Source organism: Nitrospira sp. MA-1, from assembly GCA_032139905.1.
GTDB lineage: Bacteria > Nitrospirota > Nitrospiria > Nitrospirales > UBA8639 > Nitrospira_E.
This window is the reverse complement of sequence record JAQJDB010000007.1, coordinates 984,857-1,010,792: the sequence shown is the minus strand read 5'-3', so window position 1 is coordinate 1,010,792 and position 25,936 is coordinate 984,857. Positions and strand designations below refer to the sequence as shown.

Annotated in this window: 19 protein-coding genes and 1 pseudogene; 5 read left to right on the top strand and 15 right to left on the bottom strand. The window is 51.0% G+C overall.

Annotated features, from left to right (window positions below; translation table 11 throughout):
* Positions 1 to 154 precede the first annotated feature (154 nt).
* The 3 genes and pseudogenes from PJI16_17360 to PJI16_17350 all read right to left on the bottom strand — a co-directional run bounded on the left by PJI16_17360 (position 155) and on the right by PJI16_17350 (position 2,282).
* Positions 155 to 538, bottom strand: a pseudogene (locus PJI16_17360) (nuclear transport factor 2 family protein).
* 44 nt (positions 539 to 582) lie between these two features.
* Positions 583 to 1,593, bottom strand: coding sequence for a zinc-binding alcohol dehydrogenase family protein (locus PJI16_17355; protein MDT3779334.1), 1,011 nt, complete (start codon positions 1,591 to 1,593; stop codon positions 583 to 585).
* Between the two features lie 149 nt (positions 1,594 to 1,742).
* Positions 1,743 to 2,282, bottom strand: a complete 540-nt coding sequence (locus PJI16_17350) for a hypothetical protein (protein MDT3779333.1) — start codon at positions 2,280 to 2,282, stop codon at positions 1,743 to 1,745.
* A 558-nt stretch (positions 2,283 to 2,840) separates the two neighbouring features.
* On the opposite strand from PJI16_17350, the gene PJI16_17345 reads away from it, so the two are divergent.
* Positions 2,841 to 4,340, top strand: a complete 1,500-nt coding sequence (locus PJI16_17345; protein ID MDT3779332.1) for an SGNH/GDSL hydrolase family protein — start codon at positions 2,841 to 2,843, stop codon at positions 4,338 to 4,340.
* A 294-nt stretch (positions 4,341 to 4,634) separates the two neighbouring features.
* On the opposite strand, the gene PJI16_17340 is transcribed toward PJI16_17345, so the two are convergent.
* The 3 genes from PJI16_17340 to PJI16_17330 form a co-directional block, all read right to left on the bottom strand.
* The gene (locus PJI16_17340) at positions 4,635 to 5,108 is read right to left on the bottom strand and encodes an RpiB/LacA/LacB family sugar-phosphate isomerase (protein MDT3779331.1); all 474 of its coding nucleotides are present in this window, start codon (positions 5,106 to 5,108) and stop codon (positions 4,635 to 4,637) included.
* A 565-nt stretch (positions 5,109 to 5,673) separates the two neighbouring features.
* Positions 5,674 to 6,531, bottom strand: coding sequence for a formyltetrahydrofolate deformylase (gene purU, locus PJI16_17335; protein ID MDT3779330.1), 858 nt, complete (start codon positions 6,529 to 6,531; stop codon positions 5,674 to 5,676).
* A 153-nt stretch (positions 6,532 to 6,684) separates the two neighbouring features.
* Positions 6,685 to 8,055, bottom strand: coding sequence for an AAA family ATPase (locus tag PJI16_17330; protein ID MDT3779329.1), 1,371 nt, complete (start codon positions 8,053 to 8,055; stop codon positions 6,685 to 6,687).
* A 260-nt stretch (positions 8,056 to 8,315) separates the two neighbouring features.
* Between PJI16_17330 and PJI16_17325 the strand changes: the two genes are divergently transcribed.
* The 3 genes from PJI16_17325 (at position 8,316) to PJI16_17315 (ending at position 11,669) form a co-directional block, all read left to right on the top strand.
* Positions 8,316 to 9,866: an ABC transporter substrate-binding protein gene (locus tag PJI16_17325; GenBank protein ID MDT3779328.1), complete on the top strand. Its 1,551-nt coding sequence runs from the start codon at positions 8,316 to 8,318 to the stop codon at positions 9,864 to 9,866.
* 64 nt (positions 9,867 to 9,930) lie between these two features.
* A complete protein-coding gene (locus tag PJI16_17320; protein ID MDT3779327.1) occupies positions 9,931 to 10,857 on the top strand; it encodes an ABC transporter permease in 927 nt (308 codons plus the stop codon).
* Positions 10,858 to 10,859: 2 nt separating this feature from the next.
* Complete coding sequence (locus tag PJI16_17315; GenBank protein MDT3779326.1) at positions 10,860 to 11,669, top strand: ABC transporter permease; 810 nt, start codon at positions 10,860 to 10,862, stop codon at positions 11,667 to 11,669.
* Between the two features lie 100 nt (positions 11,670 to 11,769).
* On the opposite strand, the gene PJI16_17310 is transcribed toward PJI16_17315, so the two are convergent.
* The 9 genes from PJI16_17310 to PJI16_17270 form a co-directional block, all read right to left on the bottom strand.
* Positions 11,770 to 12,402, bottom strand: coding sequence for a DUF3365 domain-containing protein (locus tag PJI16_17310; protein MDT3779325.1), 633 nt, complete (start codon positions 12,400 to 12,402; stop codon positions 11,770 to 11,772).
* 159 nt (positions 12,403 to 12,561) lie between these two features.
* Positions 12,562 to 13,482, bottom strand: a complete 921-nt coding sequence (locus tag PJI16_17305) for a carboxypeptidase-like regulatory domain-containing protein (GenBank protein MDT3779324.1) — start codon at positions 13,480 to 13,482, stop codon at positions 12,562 to 12,564.
* Between the two features lie 138 nt (positions 13,483 to 13,620).
* Positions 13,621 to 18,504 carry a multicopper oxidase domain-containing protein gene (locus PJI16_17300; GenBank protein ID MDT3779323.1) on the bottom strand — a complete coding sequence of 1,628 codons (4,884 nt, stop codon included), beginning with the start codon at positions 18,502 to 18,504 and terminating at the stop codon, positions 13,621 to 13,623.
* Between the two features lie 463 nt (positions 18,505 to 18,967).
* Positions 18,968 to 20,392, bottom strand: a complete 1,425-nt coding sequence (locus PJI16_17295) for a sigma 54-interacting transcriptional regulator (protein MDT3779322.1) — start codon at positions 20,390 to 20,392, stop codon at positions 18,968 to 18,970.
* Positions 20,393 to 20,422: 30 nt separating this feature from the next.
* Entirely contained in the window at positions 20,423 to 20,845 is a 423-nt protein-coding gene (locus tag PJI16_17290) for a response regulator (protein MDT3779321.1), read from the bottom strand.
* Between the two features lie 216 nt (positions 20,846 to 21,061).
* Complete coding sequence (locus tag PJI16_17285; GenBank protein MDT3779320.1) at positions 21,062 to 21,649, bottom strand: hypothetical protein; 588 nt, start codon at positions 21,647 to 21,649, stop codon at positions 21,062 to 21,064.
* 3 nt (positions 21,650 to 21,652) lie between these two features.
* A complete protein-coding gene (locus PJI16_17280; GenBank protein ID MDT3779319.1) occupies positions 21,653 to 22,240 on the bottom strand; it encodes a hypothetical protein in 588 nt (195 codons plus the stop codon).
* A 44-nt stretch (positions 22,241 to 22,284) separates the two neighbouring features.
* On the bottom strand, positions 22,285 to 22,752 hold the full coding sequence (locus PJI16_17275; protein MDT3779318.1) for a PH domain-containing protein: 468 nt from the start codon (positions 22,750 to 22,752) through the stop codon (positions 22,285 to 22,287).
* A gap of 536 nt (positions 22,753 to 23,288) precedes the next feature.
* Complete coding sequence (locus PJI16_17270; protein MDT3779317.1) at positions 23,289 to 24,290, bottom strand: sugar phosphate nucleotidyltransferase; 1,002 nt, start codon at positions 24,288 to 24,290, stop codon at positions 23,289 to 23,291.
* Between the two features lie 667 nt (positions 24,291 to 24,957).
* Here PJI16_17270 and PJI16_17265 point away from each other — a divergent pair.
* Complete coding sequence (locus PJI16_17265) at positions 24,958 to 25,926, top strand: carboxypeptidase-like regulatory domain-containing protein (protein MDT3779316.1); 969 nt, start codon at positions 24,958 to 24,960, stop codon at positions 25,924 to 25,926.
* The last annotated feature ends 10 nt before the right edge of the window (positions 25,927 to 25,936 follow it).

The following is a 25,936-nucleotide window of genomic DNA, read 5'->3' as shown; positions in this document are numbered from 1 at the left end:
GGATTCGCGTGGCGAACCCAACCGTCCGCTTCGGGTCGTAAGCGACCATCGATCACTAATCACCCACAATTTTAACATTGTCAGACTGAAAGATTGCTTCCGGCCAATAGCGGCCGTTCGGGAACGGCTGCGCATCGCATTGGCAGGTGAGAATTCAATACATGGGATTGTGGTTCTTTGTCTCAGTTGTCACTTCTTGAATGGAATCCCAATGCTCAATGATCGTTCCTTTCGCATCCAATCATTTGAAATCCATCGTGACGTATTCTTCATTGTTTGGCCACGTCTGATGAGTGTGTAAGGCAACGAGGTCTCCCTCGGCTATCGCACGCACGAACTCAATCTCCTTGCCGGGGTATTGCTCCGCCATTTCCGTGAAATAATCAATGAACGCTTGCTTCCCCTTCCCTACAAGGGGATTGTGTTGAATCTATTCAGCACCGACGCACAGTTCGACAGCGTTGGCGGGATTCCCCAAGTACGCAGTCCGGTAGAAGGTCACGGCATGATGCGTATTCGCTTTCAGATTGTCCGGCATATCGGCACTCCAATGTGGGTGATTCGTCTCTGCCCTGCACCTCATCAAAACCCTTCAAGCACAATCTTCCCCCGCGAAGATCCGCTTTCGAGCTGCGCATGCACGGCGCGCAATGTCGCAGCCTCGATCTTGCCGGCGACTTCGGTCGCGGTGGAACGGATGCGTCCCGCATCGACCAGCGCGGCCACTTCGTTTAGCAGCTTGCCCTGTTCCGCCATATCCGGTGTGCCAAAGAGCGAACGCGTGAACATCATTTCCCAATGAATTGACACGGCCTTGAGCTTGAAGGGCATGGCGTTGAGCACGTCCGGGTCATCGATCAGGCCAAAACGGCCCTGCGGCGCAATCAGTTCGACGATATCAGCTAGATGCTGACCGGTCTGAGTCGTTGAAAATACAAACCCGGGAGCGCCCAGACTCAGAGCCTCAACCTGAGGTGCTAAAGGCTGGCGGTGGTCGATCACGTGATGGGCGCCGCATTTGCGCACCCAATCCTGTGTTTCAGGACGCGAGGCGCTAGCGATCACCGTGAGGTCGGTCAATGCCCGCAGAAGCTGAATAGTGATCGACCCGACGCCACCTGCGCCACCAATGACTAAGATGATGTTGCCTCCCTGCGGAGTCGGGCGTTTAACATCGAGCCGGTCAAACAACATTTCCCAAGCGGTAATCGCCGTGAGCGGAAGAGCGGCGGCGTCCGCGTCACTCAGGCTAGCGGGTTTGCGGCCAACAATGCGTTCATCGACAAGGTGATATTCGCTGTTGGTGCCCGGTCGCGCGATGGATCCGGCATAAAAAACCGCATCGCCTGGTTTGAAATTCTGAACCTCAGGCCCCACGGCCTCGACGACACCAGAGGCATCAAATCCAAGGACTCCCCAATCGCCTTCCGGCGCAACACGGAGACGCAATTTGGTGTCCACGGGGTTGACCGACACGGCGATAATCTTGACGAGCAGATCACGGCCTTCGGCTTTGGGTGTCTCAAGGGTGATGTCCTGCAGGGCGTCTTCACGCTCAATCGGACCAGGTGTTTTGTAGGCAACGGCTTTCATTGTTGGTCTCCAATGGTTTTGATGTTGTAAATCAGCACTATACGGGTCATGTAACTACGAATCGGTGGGATTTTGCACCTAACAATCATCAGAACAGGAGAAAGAGCGGATATTCCCCCCTCGGCCACTGATCATGAATTGGGCGACGCTCAGTTCGGGGATTGGGGAATTCGGTTGGGAAGTATTGGAAATTTAATAATTCCAGATCGATGCTCGGTGACAGATGCCGGATTGGAACTTGAACAGAGGAAACACATTTCTTCGAATTTGTCATGAACGAGCCCGCCATAGTCTCCAACAAGCGCCCATCCATTCTCCGGGCTTGTGGCTGATGGGTTGATGATTTCGATTCGGGCTTGATCTCCCGAAAAATCAAATTGAATGTCTTTGGTGGATGCTATCGTGGTATTGCCCGTCACGGTGATTGTCGAATTTGCTCCAGATTTTGGGCCCACAAGGTTAAATATATGGGAGCCGTCGTTTACACGGAGGTTCCAATCTATGAAGTTTGATGCGATGAGCGGGCCAATTGTCCCATCCGTCTCGATAAAGCCTGAGACAGTCCCCTTTTCATCAATCACTCGATTCACATCATATGTTATGGCTAAAGATTGTAGGGGCATCTGCGCAAGGAAAAAAATTACAATCATACTCCCAAAATGATGCGAGCCTTTTTTAAATTTCCTCATGGTTATGTCCCTTAGTGAACGTGATCGTCGTGGCCCCTCTCCTCCCCAAAATAAGAAAGGTTCGCCATTATGTTCCAACACGGAATGGTGAACCTGGGGAACTACTATTGTCAACGTTCGCAGAGAAGTAAACCTGGCGATCCTGCTAACTGACTCCTGCAAAAGGGGAGATTTGGTGAATTTGCTTACCAAGCTCTTGATGGGAAATCTTAAATTAGATACGTAGGTCCCTGGTGGTCTTTATTCCTGGTCTAATAGTGGAAAGCTGTCTACTGCATATACCACTTTGATCATTATCGATACACAACATGACGTCTTTAGTCTTGGCGGATATGTTGATCAGCCTGTCTGTAATGTTCCCATAACTCGTGCAAGTTTTGAACCCATTCAACTCAATAGAACCACGATGCGGGGTTCAGATTTATCAAGATGAGAAGAGAATGAGTTGGATCAGTTTCCAACTTTGCTATACTCATCAACGCCATATCGCCAAAGAACAACTGAATTCCAAAAAACTTGATAAGCAGGACTTGTTACCTAAACTTAGAAGGAGGGAACATGAACCCACACATCCATTTTTGGAAGACAGGCCTTTCACTCGTCGTCATGGTGATTATGACAATTGTCCCCCCAGTGACTGCCAGCTATGCCGAACACAAAGAAATTTTTCCTCGACGCAGTTTTTCCAATGCCATGTTTTTTGGGGATAGTCTCACCGATATTGGGAATGGCCCAGCAAGTCTGACCTTTGATGGGGAACCGTCGGATGGCGAATATTTCACCTCGGATAGCGGTATCTTCAACAATATCTACGTTCCTATCTCGAATCCCGTGAACCCCCGCAGAGATACCATTCTCCCAGGGACCAAATTAAGGTTTCCACCAACCAGCAGAGACTCTCGGTTATTCCGTTTAACATTGCCCCCACAATTACCATTGTGTTCTAACCAAGGATGCGTGGAAAAAACCCACCATTCACTCAATTGGACCGAATATTTTGTCTATAACGGAGTTTTGAAGCAATTGTTGAAGCACGGTGCTGATTTACGCCCCTGGATCATTCAATTCAACGATACCCTTCCTTCTGAAGTTTCAATTCGACAATCTGTAAATTATGCGTTTTATTCTGCGCTCTCAGGTGAGGGATGTGCCAATGTGAATCTCTTCCCGTTGCCTTGCACCTTTGAGGGCAAGTCACTCCAAGAGTCCATCTTTACCCGACAAGATGTTTATCGTAACAACCAAAGTGAGACGAATGCAGAGGCAAACAGTCTTTTGCGCGAGACCGTCATTATTCCGGCCTTCCGTACACAAATTGACATGTTTGAAGTGGATAAGCGTTTAAGGCAAGTTGAGATCAATGATCACACACTATTCATTGTCTATACGGGTGCAAATGATCTCGCCGCCGCGTTCTTTCTCTTTGTCGAGGGAACGATTACATTCGACCAATTTATTCAAGCCTTAACGGTTCGGATTCCCATGGAGATTGCCGGAGGGGTTGAACGGCTCATTTCCCTGGGAGCCAAGAACATTTTGGTTCTTGGGCAATTTAATTTGGGGCTCACTCCTCGCTTACTTTCAATGGAAGATGTCGATGGCCCCCTAGCCAAGCATGAGGTGGCCGCGGAATTTGACCAGTTATTGACACTTTTTAATCAATCGCTGAAAGCACAGATTGAAAATTTTGAGAGCAAGCGTATTGCCTTTGTTGATATTCAAACACCCATACGAAATGCCGCCAATACATTTTTCATTGGCAGGCACGCTGGCTATTTTTTTTCAATCGGCGAACAATGTGTCGACGAAACTGCTGGTATCATTCAACTAGGGAAGGCGGATTCCTGCTTTAGCAACAATGTTTCACTCCCAATTGGGTTTTGGAATGCGTCTCACCTGAGCACACAGTTCAATCAACTCATTGCTGCGGCTGTGTTGGAAGAATTTATCCCGAGCCGGGTTCCAGAACACAAAAGATTTGGTTTCGACAATAGCTTCTTTCCTAAGGTAAGCCTGGAGCAGTTAGAAACTCAGCTTACGGCGCGATATCGGAAGTAGCTTGGGTTTGGGGTATTAGCCCGCGGGAAAGATACGGTCCGTCAATCTCAACCGAGCGGCCCACATACCAATGCCACCCGCTTTTTGAAACGTTGAGCCGCGGCCTATTTCACTCGAAGCTCCTGTGCGCCGGCCAGCCCATTACCCCATCGCTCTCCCTCGCTCTACGAGATACCTCGCCACCTTATATGTGTGAGCGGGGCACCTACAGATGTGCGTCAGTCAGGAAAGCATCCGCATCAAAGCGATTATTTGACAAAACCATTTTTACGCGGCCTGGTCTGTTGAAAACATTCAATCCTTGAATTCCTCGGACTCAATCCGCTGGATATCGATCATTGAACGGTCAAGAAAAGCTTGGATCTCCTCATCCCACCCCTTCTTGAATTCAGTCGTCAGAAAGGCATCAACAATTTCCTTGGCTTTGTAAGATGCCGTAACCCTGCCACCCATGCTGAGCACATTGGCATTGTTGATGGATCGGGCATTGGTTGCAGTGGATGGATCTTCGCACACCGCGGCATAGACATGAGGATGCTTGTTCGCAATGATCGCCATACCCATCCCGGTACCGCACACGAGGATACCGCGATCAAACTCACCTGAACCCACTTTTCCAGCGAGTTCATGAGCGACTTCATAATAGGGACGTGCTTCATCCATCGTCCCGCCCACATCCACGCACGCATGGCCAAGTGTCTGCACATGCTGTTTCACCGCCTCTTTCAGGTCCAACCCAAAGGGGTCTGCTCCAACCCCAATTTTCATAACCAATCTCTCCTTGCTATCTCTGCCATCAGCACCTCACGCTACGGATGGAACGGCAGCACCTGAGCACCGTCCCCTTCCACCGTTCCTGGGACTCCAGCTCTCACTCGTGATTCGTCTCCTAACACCCCACAAAGATCTTGTGTGCAATCTGCTACATTCCAACCTGGATGCGGAGCTTCGGCTTCAAGTCTGGCACATGTCCGCGATTCTCTTGAAGACGACAAAATATGTCAAGCTGTGAGTCCGCGAAGGGGAAAGGGAAATTCACATGGTGAGAACATTCTTACTTAGGAGAAGCCTATGACTCAGCTCAGGGCGAATTCATTCAACATCCTATTAAGGAACCCTTGAAGTCTTCAAATAATTTGCCTTTGATTCTCATGCGAGGGCAGGCCAGTCAAACAAAAAATTTCTGGAGTGTCCAAAAAGGTTCGTCCAGCCCTGCCCGGAGGCTTCTGGAAGGGAAGGCCGCAGCCGGCTGGACGGGCCGGAGCGTACGGAGGGGTATGTGAGCACGGCCAGGCGGTGAGAACACCGCTGGCAGCCTTTATCAACACTCCCCCTAATCGAACACGACCGTTTTTCGTCCATAGACCAACACCCGATGCTCAACATGCAGTCGGATCGCTCTGGCCAGGACCAGCACTTCAAGATCACGGCCTTTACGAATGAGGTCTTGCACGGTATCCCTATGACCGACACGGACCACGTCCTGCTCGATGATGGGGCCTTCATCCAATTCGGGTGTAGCATAATGCGCGGTCGCTCCGATGATCTTGACTCCACGATCATACGCTTGATGATAGGGCTTGGCCCCGACAAATGCCGGCAGAAAGGAGTGATGAATATTCATAACCGGGCACCCGATTTCCTGCAAAAATTTCTCACTGACTATTTGCATGTAGCGGGCCATCACAACCAAATCCACTCGTTGCTCCCGAAAGGCTGCCAAAACCTCCTGTTCCTGCTGTTCCTTTGTTTGGGGGGTAACTGGAATGTACCGAAAGGGAATATGAAAGAGATCAGCCCACCATTCCGAATTCTGATGATTGGAAACAATTACCGGAATATCGATCGCCAGCTCCCCTCGCCGATGTCGTTGCAACACATCAACCAGACAATGGTCATATTGAGAGACCAGAATACCAATTCGTGGCATTCGATCCGTAAAATATATTTGAAAATTCATATTGAAAATTTTGGCAAGTGGAGCGAAGGCGGGGGTTATCTCTTCCTGAGGAATCTGAAATCCCGCCAGATCAAACTCAGTCCGCATGAGAAAATCTCCGGTTTCCCGATCCGTATGGTGATCGGAATCCAGAATGTTTCCGCCAAACTCATGGATAAACCCAGCCACCCTCGCGACGAGGCCTTTCTGGTCTTTGCAGGTAATCAATAAAATAGCAATGGCATTAGACATAGGGTTTCCTTCAGGGCAATATCCAAGACATAGAGGTCGGGTAGCCAACCCACCCGGCAATTGTGAATGGTGGAGGAGAGAAAAAACGATTACCCAACACTCCCTCCCTGGAGCATTGGGCAATCATAACGGAAGGCATCGGTAGGGTAAACGTTACTGACTCGTGTTTTGATCGTATTCGGCGGCTTCCACAAAGAAATAGGTATGGCAGGCACGATCGATAAACGTTTTGGAGAGTGTCGGGGGCACTCCGTTAAACTTCGCAATACTGACAATCTGCTCGATTAAATCCCGGGGATGGCAACTTCGCATATTTAATTGATACTTGACATACACACCATCCAGTAAATACTGGACAGCCTCCGGATCATAGGGAACCCCTTTTTTCCTGCAGACTTCTTCAAAAATCTGTGTGAACCGTTCGGGAGTCGGGTCGGCGATGTAGATTTTATTTCTGATCCGGCGAAGGAACGCTTCATCGGCCAGCTTGGCCGGTTCAAGATTGGTGGCAAACAAGACAATGGTATCAAACGGAATTTGAAAGACCTTCCCCGTATGCAATGTCAGGTAATCCACCCGCTTTTCCAATGGCACAATCCATCGGTTTAACAAATCTCGCGGACGGACCAATTGTCGCCCGAAGTCGTCAATCAGAAACACTCCGCCATTGGCTTTAATATGAGGGGGCGCTTTGTAATACTTCGCGGAAGCATTAAATGAGAGATCAAGCGTGGCCATCGTCAACTCGCCGCCGGCAAATTCGATCGGACGTTTACAGAGCACCCAGCGAGTATCTTTTTCCACTTTGGCTTCAATGAGGGATCTGGCCGCTTCCTGTGGAGCCTCGACTCTGACGTGGGTGATGGGATCGAACACTTGAATGATTTGGCCATCCACCTCCATGGCATAGGGGATATACACTTCGCCCCCGCCTACCGCTTCCAACATTTTCCCAATGGCTTCGGCCAGGACCGTTTTCCCGTTTCCGGGAGGCCCATATAAAAAGATGGCCCAGCCGGAATTGACCGCTTCCCCGAGTTGATCAACGGTGCCAGGAGTCAGGACCAGATGTTCCGTGGCCGCTGTCACAGTTCGTCGGTCAATGGTCAAGCTATTGACCGGCTGACTTTTGATCATATCAATATACTGATTGAGGGGAACGGGAGCAGGTCCAACATACCGGCACAGCTCCATAAACGCCGTGGCTCGCTGACGACCCGCTTCCGTCAACACATACCGGAGTAACACCCCAAGCGATTCGCCATGCCCCTTGACCTCGCAGAGCTTCTCCCGTTGAATGAGGGTGAACAACTCCTTCATAACCCCATAGGGCAATTTCATAATCTCCCCGGCTGATCGCTCTGTGAGTTCCCCCTGAGTGTAGAGGGTCCTGAGCAGCAGCTGGATGAGCAATTCCTCCGGCACACCGGTCTCCTCAATCGTCGTCGGAGCCGTTAAAGAGCGAGCATTGAGAGATTGAGTCTTCACACTTCCATTAGATGTCATCAAGGCAGCCGAACTCATTCGTAATCTCCTTTGATTAGTCCATACCTGGAACAAGAGGACATGACGCGGCAGAAGTTCTTCGAGTCGTCGATATTCGCCCTTTTACAAAAGGGATAATCTCTGTAAAATTAAGACAACATCGCCATGCATACGTCCCCACGCTATTTCTCAATCTCGCGCCCACCACTGTTTTCTGAGCTTTCATGAGGACTTCTTTCCACGACTCTTGCGATCCCAGCCCTGTGTGTTTTGCTGTGCGTTCCCCTATGACTTATTTCATGGGGGGGCTTTCTAAGTTTCAATTGAGCTGGGGAAAGTGGCTGTTGGTTTTCAGCTTCTTATCATTTGTGGGCTGTTCCGAATCCCTTCCTGATTACACCCTTCGGTTTGGATTAGCCAATGCTCCCACGAATTTAGATCCGCGTTACGCCACTGATGCGACTTCGGCTCGACTCAATCGACTCCTCTATTCGCGTTTAGTGGACTTCGGCGAGGGCACGATTCCGATTCCAGCTCTGGCCACATGGCGTAAACTCTCTCCCACCCATTATCGATTCGACTTACAGGAACCGAAACCCCTCTTTCACAATGGCACCCAACTCTCTGCCTACGATGTCAAAGCCACCTATGCCTCCATTTTGGATCCTGTCATGGCCTCACCTCATCGCGGTATTTTGCAAATAATTACCCGGATCGACACCCCAACCGAGAATACCGTCGATTTCTTTTTGAAGCAGCCCGATGCGTTATTTCCCGGCTACTTAGTTATCGGCATTCTCCCGGCAAACCTAATCGCCAATGGGCATCCATTCCATGACCATCCCATGGGAAGCGGGGCCTTTCAATTTCTCGATCGGCCCGACGACACCCGACTTATTATCGAGCGACGAGCCGATGGACAACGAGTTGAGTTTGTCAGAATTCCCGATCCGACCGTTCGAACACTCAAGCTTCTGGCCAATGAGATTCATTTGGTTCAGAATGATCTCCCCCCTGAACTCGTCACCTATTTGTCTGCCCACGAGGGCATCACCTTGCAACAGCGTCAGGGGGCAAACTTTGCCTACCTGGGTTTCAATCAATTAGATCCTGTGGTCGGCCAGGAGTTAGTGCGGAAAGCCATTGCCCATGCCATTGATCGTGAGCACATTATTCAATTCGTTCTGAGGGGACGAGCCAGAGTCGCGCAGGCGCTCTTTCCCCCGGAACATTGGGTTGGGCATGCTTCCTTACCGGGATACACATACGATCCAGCGGAGGCTAAACGCCTATTGAAAGAAGCCGGATATGATCATGACCATCGGCCCATCATTACCTATAAAACCTCTACCGACCCTTTTCGGTTACGCTTGGCGACGATCATTCAATACCAACTCGACCAGGTTGGAATTGATGTCTCGATCCAAAGCCATGATTGGGGCACATTTTACGGTGACATCAAGTCCGGACGATTCCAAATGTACAGTCTGGCCTGGGTGGGCGTGAAATCTCCGGATATTTTTCGATATGCCTTTCACAGTGACGCCACTCCTCCTGTCGGTGCTAATCGTGGTCACTATGCCGATGCCTTGGCCGATCGTCTCATGACCCAAGCCGAACAGACCCTGAACAAACAGGAACAGCAGACGATCTACCGCAGCCTTCAAGCCCGTCTGTTGGACACCCTCCCCTATGTGCCTCTCTGGTTTGAAGACCATTATGCCTTATCGTCCCCTACCATCACCGGATATCAATTGAACGCTGATGGCAATTTTGACGGACTCAATCAGGTCCGGTGGTTGGGAACTCCCTCAGTTCCCCCCAAATACCTAGCACGGCTTTACCCATGACACGGTGCCATAACCAGGTCGGGGAATCTTCTTTTTTCCAATTAGCGCCTTTTCCAATCTCGTCATGACTCATTTCCTGGTGACCAGAATCCTGAGCGCGATGCTCGCCATCCTGGGAGTGATTTGCCTGGTTTTTCTGTTGATTCATCTTATTCCAGGCGACCCCGTAGAAGTGATGTTGGGTGAATCGGCTCAACCGACAGACAAGGAAAGCTTACGCCATGCCTTAGGCTTGGATCTCCCTCTCCATCAACAGTGGTGGATCTATTTCAAGGGACTTCTGCATTTGGATTTGGGCACCTCGCTTTTTTCAGGTCGGGCAATTGTAGATCTGCTCATCGAACGCATTCCCGCCACCCTCTACTTAAGTCTCGTCTCCCTGCTTGTGGCAATCGCCTTGGCGCTACCACTTGGCCTCGTCGCGGCTGTGCGCCAACATACTCCTCTGGATTATGGTGCCATGGGGTTTGCGTTGTTCGGCATGTCAATTCCTAATTTCTGGATGGGTCCTTTACTCATTTTAGTCGGCGCACTCTGGCTGGGTTGGTTTCCCGTGAGCGGGCAGGAGGGCTGGAACTCAGTCGTGCTGCCTGCCCTGACACTCGGCACGGCCATGGCGGCCATCCTGGCCAGAATGATCCGGAGCAGTGTTCTTGAGGTATTGGGGGAGGACTTCATGCGAACCGCCCGCGCCAAAGGCCTCTCCTCCACCCGGGCGGTCTTGCACCATGCACTCCCCAATGCCCTCTTACCCATCCTGACTCTCCTGGGCCTTCAGCTCGGGGGATTGCTTGGTGGAGCGGTGATCACTGAAACGGTGTTTGCCTGGCCGGGATTAGGCCTTCTGATGATTGAAGCCATTCAACAACGGGACTATCCGGTCGTGCAAGCGGCGGTGCTCTGTATCAGCGTGACTTATATCGTAGTGAATCTGCTGACTGATTTGCTGTATGCCTGGTTGGACCCTCGCATCCAATTCACCACCGATTAACCATGCGTCTTTGGCTCCCACTTTCCATCATCGCCTCATGGTCCTTCCTGGCCATTTGCCTTCCCCTGTTTTCCTTAACCCCTGATGCGATTGATCTCACCAATATCCTTGCCCCGCCAAGCCTGGAGCACTGGTTAGGACATGATGAATTGGGCAGACCGGTTGCCGACCGCCTGATCAGCGGCGCACAAACGTCGTTCTTTGTCTCTCTGTGCGTGGTCGCCCTGGGGGTCAGTCTTGGAGGCATTCTCGGCGTCTCCAGTGCCTATCTCAGCGGATGGGTCGATGCGGTCTTTGTACGAATGGTGGACATCATGCTCGCCTTCCCCGGGTTACTGCTGGCCATCGCCCTCGCCGGAGCCTTGGGACCGGGAATCGGGAATGTGATTCTGGCTTTGGGAATCGTGGGATGGGTGGGATATGCCCGACTGGCGAGAGGACAGGTGCTTGCCCTCAAACACGCCGATCACGTGCTGGCCGCCCAAGCTATCGGCGCGCCGCCCTGGCGAATTATTTTCCACCACCTTCTGCCGTTAATCATGGCCCCGCTCATTGTTGAAGCCAGCTTCGGTATCGCCGGGGCCATCATCGCCGAAGCAGGCCTTTCGTTTTTGGGGCTGGGGGTTCAACCTCCTGCCGCATCATGGGGCAGCATGATCCGCGACGGGACCCGCTATATGTTGGTGGCCCCCCACCTGGTCATCTTCCCGGGTTTGACCCTCATGGCGGTCGTTCTCGCGGCAAACATGTTGGGGGATTGGCTGAGAGATCGGCTGGATGTGAAAGAACAGACCTCACGAAGAAAATCATGAAAAGGTCGGACATCAGGCAGACAAACGGTGACTGCGGGTTCAACTCCCTCAGCCACCGTCTTGATTCCGGATGTAATAATCGAGGAACGGTCTGTGATCGTTAGTGTGTTTCTTTTTTTTCTGAGGGGAGTGGAAACGAAATGATGATGCCGCCCATGACATCACCCAACTTAAAGTCATGTTTAGAACTCAACAAATGTCCGTTGTGACACTCCACACAGGCCTTAGAAACGGCCCGATCCGCAAAGATGGCTTTAAAAAACCGTTGATCTCCTCTCTTGATAATTCCACTATAGACCTCATCAGGATTCTCGGCCACAGATTTTAATCCGGCCTCTTCGAAATCCGTACTCGGCCCGTTCTCCTCATAAATAGGCCACAGGCTGGCCAGACGATACCGCAGGCCGGATCCGCCCATTTCGGCCACTTTGCCACCCATCAAGAGCATCTGCGCCGGGAGCGGAAGCGCCTTCCGTTGCTTCCAGGCCTCTGCGGCAATCACGATTCGATTCTCCTGCATGCGATCCACGACATGAGTCGTATAGAGTGCCCGGTCTGCGGCAATCACCGCATGGATATACCCGGCCACAACTTCCGGAGAGAAATTCACTTCAGTGCCTGGGGCCATTCGCACTTCCGATTCAGCCTCCTCGGCAGCCTGAATTTTTCCCCAACTGCCTGAGAGCACGATTGCCCCAAACAGAACTCCTAAGAACAACATCCGTATTCGCATGATGGCCTCCTTTTGTCCGTCATCACTTCAGTAAATGAATCAACATCCTGTTGCCTTGCTTCGATCGGACTCCCTCAGGAGACTTCTCCTGTTCGTGGACAATCTGTCATCAATTTCCCCATTTGCCGAATGCCCACTCAGGGCACACAAAACAGGCCGCTAGGGAATCTGGCGTCTAACCGAAGGCACGATTTCAAGCCCTTCTTCCAATAACTCCAATCCAAACCTGGGATTTTCCTCAATTTCATGCACACTACGCCGACCTTGTGGAGCCTCATATTGAAAATTGGCCTCGGTGGCCTTCTGAGCCGTCACTGTGACCTGTTGCTCCACAAACTCCTTCATCCCGGGATGCCAGGCAGTCAACACATAGTCTCCAGGGGGAACATCGGTAATTTTAAATGTTCCATCCTCCGGGGTGATGGCATAATACGGGTTTTCAAGCACCAATCCCCAGGAAAACATATAGGGATGAAATCCGCACTGCATCACAAACACATTCCGTCCCTTTCGTAAATGAATTTTTTCGATCATCGGTTCGCCGGGAAGATGTTTCTTGCCAAATATTCCTGCCACCTTATGATACGGGTTCATCGGTAAGGGACGATTGAACAATACTCTGGCCCCTCGTTCTCTGGCCGTTTCATAACCCTGAATATCATGCTCAACCGGATCCATATTCACGACCTCAATTTTGTCCTGGTCACGGACCACATTCACAAAGGGAACAAAATCACAGTCGACTGATTCGATCCTGACCTGAGGCATATGAAACGGTTTCCCTTTTTCAATCTCTTTGAGATAAACCACCACATCTTTGAGGCTTTTATCAGGCCCGATAATAAAATCTTCAACGATTCTCCAACCTGTCCCCGTGGAAATAGTTCCACAAAACACCGGATCGGGAATCGTCACCAGATTGAAAGCCATGGGTCTGGGCTTTTCCCCCGTAATGGTCACCTTCCCCTGAATGGTTCCCCCATTAGTCACGGTAATTTCATCATAGGACCAAGCCGTTTGCCCGATAAGAGCAATCAACCCAACACCTACGATTCCATTACATATCATTCGGCCCTTCATGCTTCCCTCCTCAAAATAAAATAAATGAAATAATGGGCATCCTCTCTGTCATTCTATCGAACCATTTACTCAAAAAAAAGCGGGGAAGCCGAAGTGTGGCTTCCCCGCTTTCGCTAACCCTCGGAATGAGAGTCCAGCTTACTTCGCAACGGTAGGAATAATTCGCGGTTCGCCATTGGGCTCCTCGAGAGCCGCTTGTTTGGAAGACATAGCCGAACCATCCAATGGCTGAATCCGTTGATCCGTGCTCGGCAACACCCGCAGATAGCCCCATTGTCCCGATTGTGAATAGGGTAACCGGCCATTGCTCCACACATAATCTCCGGTCATGGACCATTTGCCACCAGCCGAGGGCAAGAAGACATCCAGACCTTCTGAACCCGAGAACTCCACGGTGCTAATCATATCCGCACCGGGCAGGAAGGGTTCAATCGGCCATTCATGCTTCTCCACAGTGAACATTCCGTTCTGCTCACTGCTGGCGCCAAAGACGTGAATCCGCACTTTGTCACCGGCATGGGCCTCAATCACCGGCGTCACAGGATCCTGCGGGTTGTCCACTTGGCACGGTTGGAACATCCGGCCCAACGAGCAACCGGCTTCTTCCCGCTGCAAATAGGGTTCGGCGCGATAGTTGACGCCGGTCAGCCCCGCCACATTTTGCACATAGGGCATGAAGCTCGTCCCGATGATGTTATCCTCGTCCTGAAAATATAAGGCAACATCCCGATAGCTCTCCCGGCTTTCAAGCCCTTCGATGGTCCGATCAACGATCACATCGGCATTCCAACTATTTTTCAGGGAAATGTCTTCCCCGGTTTTGGGATCACGGTACATTGATCCTTTGGGACCGATAATGATTCCGCCGAACAGGCCGTTGCGGGGATTCATGGATACATTCCCCCAATCCCACACCAGAGTCTGCGTCTCACCATTGAAGGGATCCGCATAATAGGTATACATCCGGGATTCCCCAGGCGCCACGGTTTGGTCTCCGGGGTTGTTCCCCAAATTCAGACCTTGGGAATCTTTGGGATCAAATGCCAGTCCGAAGGCCGAGAACGACGCTCGCCCTTCTTTGAGTTTATTCGTCAATTTGACTTGAAGACAGTCACCCACGTTGGCCCGTAATGTCAACGGCATGGGCTGCGCATCGGCCCCGACCTTTTTCACCTCATCTTCGAGGACATAGATCTTGGCGTCAGGATTGCGCAATTCAATCTTGCGTTCAAAATCGACTTCAATGCTTTCCGGTGCATTGCTATTAAAACTCATCCCCGGATGATCTATGGCCACAACATTGAAGCTCTTCACAGGAGCCTCTTTGGGACACACCGGCAATCGCTCCGGCATGCCTTCTTTGCCATACGCTTTATTCGGCAATGGCTGAAGATCATCCACCGGTTTATCCAAGACCCGTATGAGCCCCCAAGAACCTTCCGAAAACTTCGAACTCCGGCCATTAAAGAACATATAATCGCCGGCCTGATGGCGCGGACCACCTGCTTCCGGAATGACTAAGTCGTACCGTTCGGCAATCCCGATATGCAACGAATGCTTGCGATTCGCTTCTTGCGCATATCGTTCCGACCAGAAGGTATGCCCCGATAACGTGAACACATTACTTTCATTCATCGTGACATCCAACAGGCGGAATACAATTGCATCGCCCAAGTAGGCCCGAACCATGGCCGTGCTGGGATCGCCATGTACCACACTGCTGAAAATTTGCGATGGGTCCGGGTTATTGACCAACCGTTGTGCGAACGGCTCTGCCCGGAAATTGAATGCCCCGCCAGTAGTATGGGTACCGCCATTCAAGAACGGCATAGGCGTCATCTTGATTTTATCATTCGGCGGCATGATGAACGAGACCGTCCGACCGGCTTCCAAAGCTACATCCACCGGTTGCCCTGGAGGATTGCCCGCCGTCACGATGTTCACCGTGTGCGGCACCGTATCCATGATGTGCACCATCAATTCGCGGAAGCTTCCGGCCACATCATGCCCCACACGTTCCACCGCATGAATATCGGCCACCGGCCCCGTTCGAATCCGTTTCCCGGTCTTCGGATCGTGCCAGGTGGAACCAAATGGTTCGGCAATCATGGTTCCGACTGCCCCGTGTGGCCACGTCGTGCCGCCAAAGGCATGGTCATGCCAGAACACACTGCCGACATCCGCATCCACCCAGAACCGCTGCCGGACATATTCCACGGTCACAATGTCATTGACCGGATGCGGATTCCTTAATGGCTGAGCAAACGTCAACGTACTGCCATCAATTTTGACGATCCGCTGCACTTCCTGGCCTTTAACATTATCCGCACCAATCAAGATCGGAATGCCCACATGATATTGCTTGGCATTGGAAACAACCAAGGTTTTGTCGCCTTTTTTGGCGGCCTGGGTGACCTTGGCATTCATCGGAATCGGCAACCCTTTATCTGTCTTTTTATCAAATTCAGTAAACGGGCGCATGGACTGCTCGTACGAAAAGCCCGAACTCACGCCATCTGAACCTTGATTGTCAAACTGGAAGAAATGGAAATGCGTATTGATCTTAGACGATTGGAAGTTGGTGATATCGTCATCCAACCACTCACTGGTCAATGTCCAGTCGATGCAATCATACACATTCGCTCGCACCACCAACGGAAATTTTTTGTCGTTGTTGGCTCGAACCTCTTCTTCTTCGTCGTGAACGACATACAGCAACCCGTTGGGGTCCACAATCGCCGGCTCTTTTCCTTCCGCCGCCGATAATTCAATCGGCAACTTAATGAAATGCACCTTATAGTCTTGCGATCCGGCACGATCCGGGCACAGACTCCACGGGCCGTTTTCCCCGGCTTTAGCCGGCTCGACCGACCGTGTGCCATCCGGATTCAATCGGATCATTTCCAACCAGGGGGCCGGATTATGATCGTTGGAAAACGGCGCGCGCTTGCCGAAATGGGGCGTCAGCCATGGCCAAGCCACTTTTCCGGTCTTGGGCTCAAACGCAATAGCGCGTCGTTCGCCCGGTTTATACCCCAGCCACTCCGGCCGATATTTCGGGTTACCACCAAGCGTCGGCTCTTTTTCACTCATGGCCTTATTGCCTTGCCACACCCAATCCAGGACACTGGCATCATAGGCTTTCAACTGCCCGAGCTCATCATCTTTGTGTCCGGGCTTGCCTTGATTGGTGAGCTGCATTTCTACCCAGTCCTTGAGATTCACGACCGCCGGCTCGGCTTTCCAATCGCTCTTGCCTTTATCCACAATTTTAAATTGCTTACCAAACCAACTGACGGTCTTGCCCACAAGTTGATCCGATGTTACCGACTTGTGGATTCGGCCGATCCGATCCGGCAATTCCCGTAACGGCGCCATCACGTCATTTTGATACCCAGGCTCTTGCATGCTGTTATAGACGCGCCAGTAGCCCCACATCCCGGCCACATAGTGATGCGCCACATGGCAATGGAAGAGAAAATCTCCCGCCAACCATTGACACAGACCCGAACCGCATTCGGTTTCCAGATCCAACGCTTCCGATGGCCCAATGGCTTCCACATCAACCCGGTCGGACTTCGTACGGACGATGGGATATTTCACCGGCCCGTTTTGCCCGGTATTCCAGACAGGCATTTGGGTTGCCCGTGGGCTGCGTTGCCATCGAATCGACCCACCATGAGGATGATGCGAATGGAAGACTTCCGATCCGCCATGCACCACACGGAATTTAGCAGGATCTCCCAAATAACTTCGTGGAATGGTCGGAGCCGCATCGCCGAAGGTATAGGCATCATACGCCATCGATTCATCTTCAAACCCGAAATACTCATGTTGCACATGCATGTTATTGATGCCGAACGGCTCACTGCGATAGTTGAGCGCCCGCGCACCCGGACGGTAGGCATCGGTAAGGGGATCCCGTTGTGGCAGGAAATCTCCATGCTTATTAACGGGACGGAAAGCTTCATCACCGACCTCATGATAAATCAGGACAAATTCCCGAAAGTCCGGACCGTCCTCATTATCGATCATCACCTGCCATCCACTCGTGGCTTCGGTGGCTGGTCCCGTGCCTAAGGGTTCATAATATTTCGATCCACGGGGTTCTACGACAAAGACACCGAACAGCCCCATGACTGTTAGCTCTCGATCATTGCTGAAGGTATGAAATTGCTTTCCGCCTTCTTGCGTATCGGGATGGATGTACCACTCCATTTCAATGGCCTGGCCTTCCTCCGCCACCGTGTCAGGATTCGTGGTGAGCGCCGGTTGACCGGTTTGGCTCATAACCATATCCGAACCATTAATGTGCAAACTGACTTCTTCGCCAAATTCCAACTGGTTCCGGAGAGTGATTTTGACGCAATCGCCTTGATTTCCGCGAATCACCAACGGTTGAATCCACTGATCCTGAATCCCGTTTTTGACGGCTCCCGGATCCGCATGCCCTTCCGCTTCCCGTGCTGCGGCATTTTTGGCTTCTTCCTCACGAATCTTGTCAATATTTTCGGTCAAGGCATACATGTATCCCGGATAATAATCCAGCCATTGATTCAAACTGATTTCCACGTTGATCGCTGCCACATCGTAATTCCGGACAGGTGCGGTCTTGGGACAGAGCCCCCCATTCATGGATACCGGCTCGGCACCGACCGTACTCGCCAGCAAGCCGTTTTCAGGGCCTCCGCCATATTGATGAATCATCGACATGGAATCGAACGCACCCGTATCGGCACCCTTATGCTCCATGTCTTTCTGCATTTGCTGCATCATGCGTTGATGCTGCTGCTCAACCAGAGCCGCCCGTTCCGCTCGACCTTCCATCGCATCTTCCACAATGGTCTGGCCCTTGAGCTGTTCTGCCCAACCAGGAGACTGCGAGGGCATCCCTGTCTGGTGGGCATGTGGAGGAGAGGCATTTTCCGCACTGACAAAGGATGGGGAAGCCCAGAAGGTCCCCCCTCCCATCAGCGCCAAAAATACCGACGCAGTGAGAAATCTACTCTTGCCGTGATACATTCTCCGGCCTCCTTACTTATGGGGTGAATAAAACTTCAGTTTTTTTTACTCTCAACCAACCAACTCGTTTCAACATTTCCGGTATCTCGAAGAACAGCCCGACCTCCTACCCTTTGAGTGCCAATTAAGTGCCGACGCCAGAATTCCTCTTTGAGAGGTCGGGCATTTCGGAGGCCGGTCCATCACACCCAAACCAGCGCCGGCAATTCATTGACCCCGCAACATCGATGCCAACGAACACTCATCCATGCTACAAAACGCAGAAGTCGGTACTGGAGGGGACTTCAGGAGATAGGCAGGAAGAAATGGAAAATCGCCCAACAGGGCAGAATGTCCAACACATTTGACATTCTTTTCAATGCGCGAAAAATTTCAACAAAAAATCAACCAGTTGTGCGTCCAAAAAAATGGACAAGAAAAAAACTAAAATGGGGATTTTGGGGACAAGAAAAACCGTGGCAGATTACGAAATGTGATAGTCCCGTATTTTGTTGTAGAGGCTGGAGCGACTAATACTCAAGGTGCGGGCTGCGCGGGTCTTATCTCCCTTCGCATCCCGAAGGGCTTGGAGGATTCTTGACCGTTCGGCTTCCTGACGAGCAGTTTTCCCGATCGAACTCAAATCGTTTTTGCCTGGTTGCAACGGATGATCGGCAAACAAATCTTTTACTTCAATTGTGGAATGCCGGCTGGTGACCACCGCCCGTTCAATCAAGTTTTCTAACTCCCGGACATTCCCAGGCCACGGATGCTGTGCCAGTGCCGTTTGGGCATCCGGACTGACATCCATCGGATTGCGCCCATGCTTTTTGGCGGATTGCACCAGAAAATGCTTCACCAACAGGTGGACATCTTCTCTCCGCTCCCTTAACGGCGGCACGGTTAGCGGGAGGACGGCGAGTCGATAGTATAAATCGGCACGAAACAACTTGGTTGCCACAAGACCTTCCAGAGGCTTATTGCCGGCGGAGATGACCCTCACATTCACCTTAATGGATACATTACTCCCCACGGGTTTGATTTCGCCTTCCTGCAAAACGCGAAGTAAACGGGCTTGGAATGCAGGAGTGGTATCGGAAATTTCATCCAAAAAAATCGTGCCGCCTTCGGCTTCTTCAAACAAGCCTTTTCGATCGGCAACCGCTCCGGTAAAGGATCCACGCACATGGCCGAATAATTCGCTTTCAAGCAAGGTTTCGGGCAATGCGCTACATTCCACCACAACAAAGGGCCGGAGGCATCGACGACTCAAGGCATGAATGGTTTTCGCCACCAATTCCTTACCGGTTCCACTTTCTCCTTGGATGAGCACCGTGGCCTCACTCGCCGCAATCAATCGAACCATTTCCACCAATCGTTGAATCGGCTCACTGTCTCCTATGATCGTCCGGGGAAAAGTCTCCGGGAAGGAATCCCCATGCTGCTGTAGTGACAGATCCGATGATACCTGGTCCGGTGGAGCCACCATAACGGTCTCACTCCCACGAGCCCCCATCAATATGGCAAAATGGGTCATGCCGGTCCCGCTTTTCAATGGCACCGCGCGTGGAAACGGACATCCAGGCGTGGCAACGGGAGAAGGGGACGGACAGGAGAATGTATCCTGAACTTGCATATCAGCCTGAAACAGTTCCATTGCGTGACAGGGGTCACAGGGAGTTTGAGGGTTGGAAACGAGTGAATCGGAAGAAGGAATGGATGGTGAAGGAATTAATGGGCAGTCTTTCGCAATTTTATTGGCCGCGGGATTGGCATACACTAATTCCTTCCGAGGATTGAAAATCACGACCGGCTCATCCAAATGATGCGCCAGAAACGTTAATCCTTCAATCCGCGCACTCAAGGACACGTCAGAATTAGAATCCTGATTCAGAAACGATCCGGCCATCGTTTACCCTTTCAGTTCTCGTTCACTGCCTCATGAAAAAGGAAGGTTCCCGCAGGGATGCACCAAACACATTTGACAAATCCACGCCTTCAAATCAAAGATTCGAAGAGGTTTTTCGAAATATCCATGGACACCACATTCCAAAGCTTTCGCTTTGGACTGACTATCTCCATATGCGGTCATCACGACAATCGGACACCGGGGAGCCACTTCCTGGAGCAGCCGCAAATAGGGAAATCCCCCTCCTGGCATTTTCAAGTCAGTCACAATCACATTCGGCACGACGGATTTCAACACATTCAAGGCCTCTGTCCCATTCTCCGACTCGATCACCTGACACCCTTTTTCTTGAAGGGTATCCACAAGCAGCTTCCGCATCGCTTCATCATCATCCACGACCAGAATGGTGCATGGTTGCCCGGTTGGTTTTACCGAAGAGTTGGCTGAGGACATTTTCACACTCTCCCGATGCAACCTGGCACTCCCCTCGAATAACCGAAAATGCTCATAATACACATATTATTTAGCAAGTTCCGGGCCCCTGACATATACGAGGTGATGCTGTGGATTTTTTCTCCACCTGATTGAGGATCTTTTTATGTAACCTAAGCGAAATCCGGATTTGTCACCCAATAAAGTGGAGTATGGAAAATTGATGGCAACTTCAGCCTAATCATCGTCTTCGTCTTCGTCCTCTTCCTCAATGTCCAACTGTCCCCCACGATGGCATTTCAGACATTGAGCAAAATGCCCGAGTTGATGAGCGCCCTCTCCTTTCTGAATCAACCGTTCAACATACGCATTGCGTTGAAGAGTACCGTCGGGTTTCCCGGCCCCGGCTTGTATCACGTGGCAATCCGAGCAGGATGTCGCGCCTGTGGCCCGAAAAATTAATTCTCCATGAGGATTTTCCACCCTACCGATCGTTATGGCCGTTAACACACCCCGATGCTCCGTATGGCAGACCAGACAAGCTTGGCGGGTTTGAATGGCATCTCGATGCAATTGGCGAACATCCGGTTCGGATCGAGATTGAAATGCTTCCCAGGTATGACAGACCAGACACTTTTGCGGTGTGGGTCCTCTAAACGGTTCATGACAGGACAGACATCTCGCAATGTCAGTGTGATACCGGCTGAGATTTCCAGGTGCCCACAAGGCTTCAGTGTAGAGAGGAGAAGCCCAGGCCAGAGCCCCGATAACCAGACCTGTCAGAACCCAGATAAGGGGCGCAACCCATGGTCGGGGACATCCCATGATTCAGAAGCCGCCGAAAAAGAGCGCTCCTCCAATGTGCAGCAGCGTGAAAGAGACAAATGCCCACGTTAAGGGGCCGTGAAGATATTTCCACCATCGGAGCGTCTCTTCTTGTAACGCGAGACCATGCAGATGCGCCTCGATCTCACCCTCATTCATCCCTTCAAAAGCCAGCTCATGCCGTCGTTCATACAATGTTTGAAACGCCAGATAATGCAAAGCCTGTCCCGTGATCCCACTCATCACCACCAGGACCATGGCAACAAGAGCGATGATCGGCACCAGAGCGTGAAAATGGACACCGGCATGGACAAAAATAATCAGCGGGCCAATAATGCCAAACACAATGTGTACCTGAAACCATCCGTGAGACCAGACCTGATTTGGATACATCCACCGCTTAAGGGGATACACAAAGGTCAGCCCGATGAATACCAATCCGGTCCAACCAACCAGGTGAGCCACTTGGGTGTGACCGAAGGGCCTGTCTGCTCTGACACTCAAGAGGAATTCCAGAAAAAGGGCAGCGGCCACGGTCAGAACAGCCAAACCAAGCACCAAAGCTGTACGACGGGAAAGAGACCGGATCATAAAGGATATTTCTCTTACCTCCTCGCAGCAGATTCATTCATCGTTCAGGATGGCTGAATCAACACAGGAGAAGAAGGAGGGAGGAGCGCCCGTAATTTTGTTTCAATCACCTCAGGATCCTTGATGCCACGAAATCGCACGCTCCTGCCTGAACCCTCACAATGAACCACAAGTGTGCCGATTCCGAAAACCCTGGCTACCGGCCCTTGCATAACTTCAACCGATTTGAACCTCCCGAATTCCACGTTGGCCATGTCCTTTCCCGAATATCCATTCCTAAGCACAACTCGCTTGGAAGTGAGCAGATATTTGGCCCAATATCGCAGAACCACCACCACCCCCAACAACAGACCTGCTCCGACAAACCACATTTCCCAACCGGGAAGCCCGACACGTAGAAGGAAGAAACCTCGTAATCCCGTCCATAGGCTAAAAAAATACAGCCACGTAAATTGCCCCCACGAGGGATAGCCTTCCCAGATAATCCGTTCGGCATCTCCTGGCTTACTCATGTTTGTCGTCCTTTGTGTTTACCACCTGGAATATTGTTTCATCTTCAAAAAAAGGTCTCAACACACACATTAGTCCCAAAAAACACGACAACGTGCTGAATCATGATTCCACACATGAGGTCTCTCTTGCGACCTCTGTGCCAATAGACCTTATAGGGCTGCGAAAGGGTTTAAAGGGGAAGAGGGAATTGGACCCCGTCTGAGACCAGACCATTGACGAAAAACGCACCACCGCCAGAGCGTCAAGTTGTTGAATTCTGCCCCACTAGGGAGTGAAAAACAGAAGGGACACAGACAACAATGACCAGACTATTAGTCCGAAATTAGAGAAAATCAGAGAAGGATTTCCGTGGGAAAAAGATGAACCGGGGAATGGAGACACAACCACGGGGAAAAGGGACATAAGGATGGCATGGGAGATCAGTTCGGCACACAGCCCTGGAATATCCTGGTGGGACGGACTGCGTTGAAGGGTTCCTCTCTGGTTACTACTGCTTAAAGTGGGAAAATCCTCTAGACAGCCAAGGATAATCTCTTCAGCAGCTCAGATAGGGATAACCCATGTCTCGGGTCATTTGGGGGATGGATGGGGCACCCGATCCGATAAAAGCCTCCATAGGAAAGGCGGGCTTTTTTCCCATTGATCGCAAGGTTTCCACAATTCGTTCCGGACGGCCCCAGTCACTCCACGTCACATCATCAAGCTCCATAACTCCTAATTCGCTGGCAAGAGGTTGCAACATATGACGTGAAAAATTTTGTGTAGGCATATCCTGATAAATAGCCTGGAGAGTCGACCCTTCGGCCGGAGTCCCGATCTGCCTTCGCAACCGTTCAAACCGCTCCATCATTTCAGGAGAGCACAACCATCCGGATTTCCACAGGGTCTCGACTTTGGTCACCAGCACCAGGGTGTTCCACAAGGCTCCCTCCGACATCAATCGCTTCCCATCACCAGCCTCCGGTTTCTCTACAAACGATTGAATCCGACGGATGGAAGTTCCGCCACTCCACCCGAGTACTCCTCCGACGGACATCCACCCATAATCAAGCTCCAGATGAGACGGCCGAACGCCCATGAGAATCATTCGGTCAGATAAAAATTCTACCCCGCGCACGGCCCGACGCACCGCAGCCACAAAGCGATCTTCGGGACAGATAAAATGATCGGCGGGCAAAAGAACCACGACTGCTTGAGGATCCCAGGCTTTCACGTAGGTAAGAGGAAGAAACACGCCGGGGGCCGTATCACAATTTCGGGGCTGAAAGATCAATGTGCCCTCGTCTTGTCTTGTACAATGATGTTCCAAACTCTGCTGATGAGTTCGCCCGACCACCGTTACTTTCTTCCGGGGCACACCGATTTGGTCGGCCCGGTCCCACGTATGTTGCAACATAGAACGAGTACCGACAAAGGTGCAGTATTGTTTTGGAACCGGATACCCGAGCCACTGCTGGATCGAGGGTTTGATACGTTCGCCTTCACCACCTGCCAACACGATGGACCACACGGAGGACGGTAGGGTTTGAACAGTCATGATGGATCTCCTCGAAATTGTAAAACGTAGCTAATGGAACATGCCCGATAGAGCAAAACCCACACTCGTTTTTCCAGACACAGCAATCTAATTAAATTGCAGATAATAGCGGAGGAGCCAAAAGTTAATATTACATTTCGAATAATTAATAAAAAGGTAAGCAATTGAAAGGCCAGAGTCAGAAAAATCCTTAATTCGTTGAATTTTCTATCTTTTCACGAAACTCAACACAGCCAAAAATGTGCGGAATCAAACAGGCTGAAGGTTTCGACCTTCATGGTCTGTAAACAAGAATTTCCAGGAAACTGTTGCTCAAACGTGATGGAGACATGGCATAGTTTTACGCACATTGGTGTAATACAAACATCGTGAACATCCAACCTTCCAGATAACTCGCGCAGCCCGTCATAAACGCACCCCCCCCATCATCGGCCGGGGCAACCTGGGAGCATCGCCATCTATCCAGCACCATTCCTTTGCTTTTTTTCCGCATTGGTAACCAAACAGATTCGGGGATTCCTTGGGTGCACCAACCTATGGCATGAAACCAGCATAGGCTCATCACCATGCTTATTTTTCAGAAGTCGGGAAAAGTTCTTAGGCATTCTTAAAATGAATATATTAATTACCTTAGTTCATTCACCTGTACTGACCAAAGGATCGTTCCATGAAATTTACCTCGTATGTTCTCGCGTTAGGTCTCAACATTGTCCTGATTACTCCGGCGTACAGTTATGAGTCAATCGCGGTCTCCAATGGGGGCGCGATTACCGGGAAGGTGACCTTGGCGGGAAAAGAACCCCCGGCATTGGCCTACAGTCTGATTACCAACCCGGACACCGATTTTTGCGGGCGGATTTCCACAGGAACAGGATGGCGTCTCGTGGATGAATTTCATGTGGCGCCGGATGGCGGGCTTCAAAATACTGTGGTCTTTTTGGAGGGTATTACGCAAGGTAAACCCTTTCCCCAAACAGGTCCAGCCAAAGTCGCGGTGGAGGATTGTCTGTTTACACCCTGGGTCTCCGTTGTGCAAAACGAACAACCATTGCACATCGTCAATATGGACCCCATTATTCATGATGTGCAAATTTATGAAACGGCGCCATTCGGCTCAAAAGTCATGCTTCATCGCCCGCTCCGGCTCAATCCATTCCATCCTAAGAACAGAATCAAGGATCATCAACACAACCCTGGAGAGGCGATGGTCGACACGGTTGAATTCTCCCAGGGCCGCAGAATCTTATACTTGGAATGCGGGTTTCACACCTACATGCAAAGCTGGGGAGTTGCGGTAGACAATCCGTATTACGCCATTACCGATGCTGAAGGAAAATTTACCCTCCCTGATGTCCCGGAAGGAGTCTATTCGCTGTTGGCCTGGCATCCGGGCATGGGAGGATTCATCAAAATGGAAGTGGTGATTTTAGCCAACGAGACATTGAAGACCAGAATGGAATTCCAGAATCCGATCGACCGGCGCATGGCCCACAATACGATGTTTTCTAATTATCGTTTTGGTACCGAGGTCCTGGAAAAAGAAGGAGCGGTTTATGATGTCCAGGCGACGCATGAAACCCAGGACATCCTCAGCGACCAACATGGAAAAACCGCTAACAAACATTCAGGCCACTGATGCTTCATAC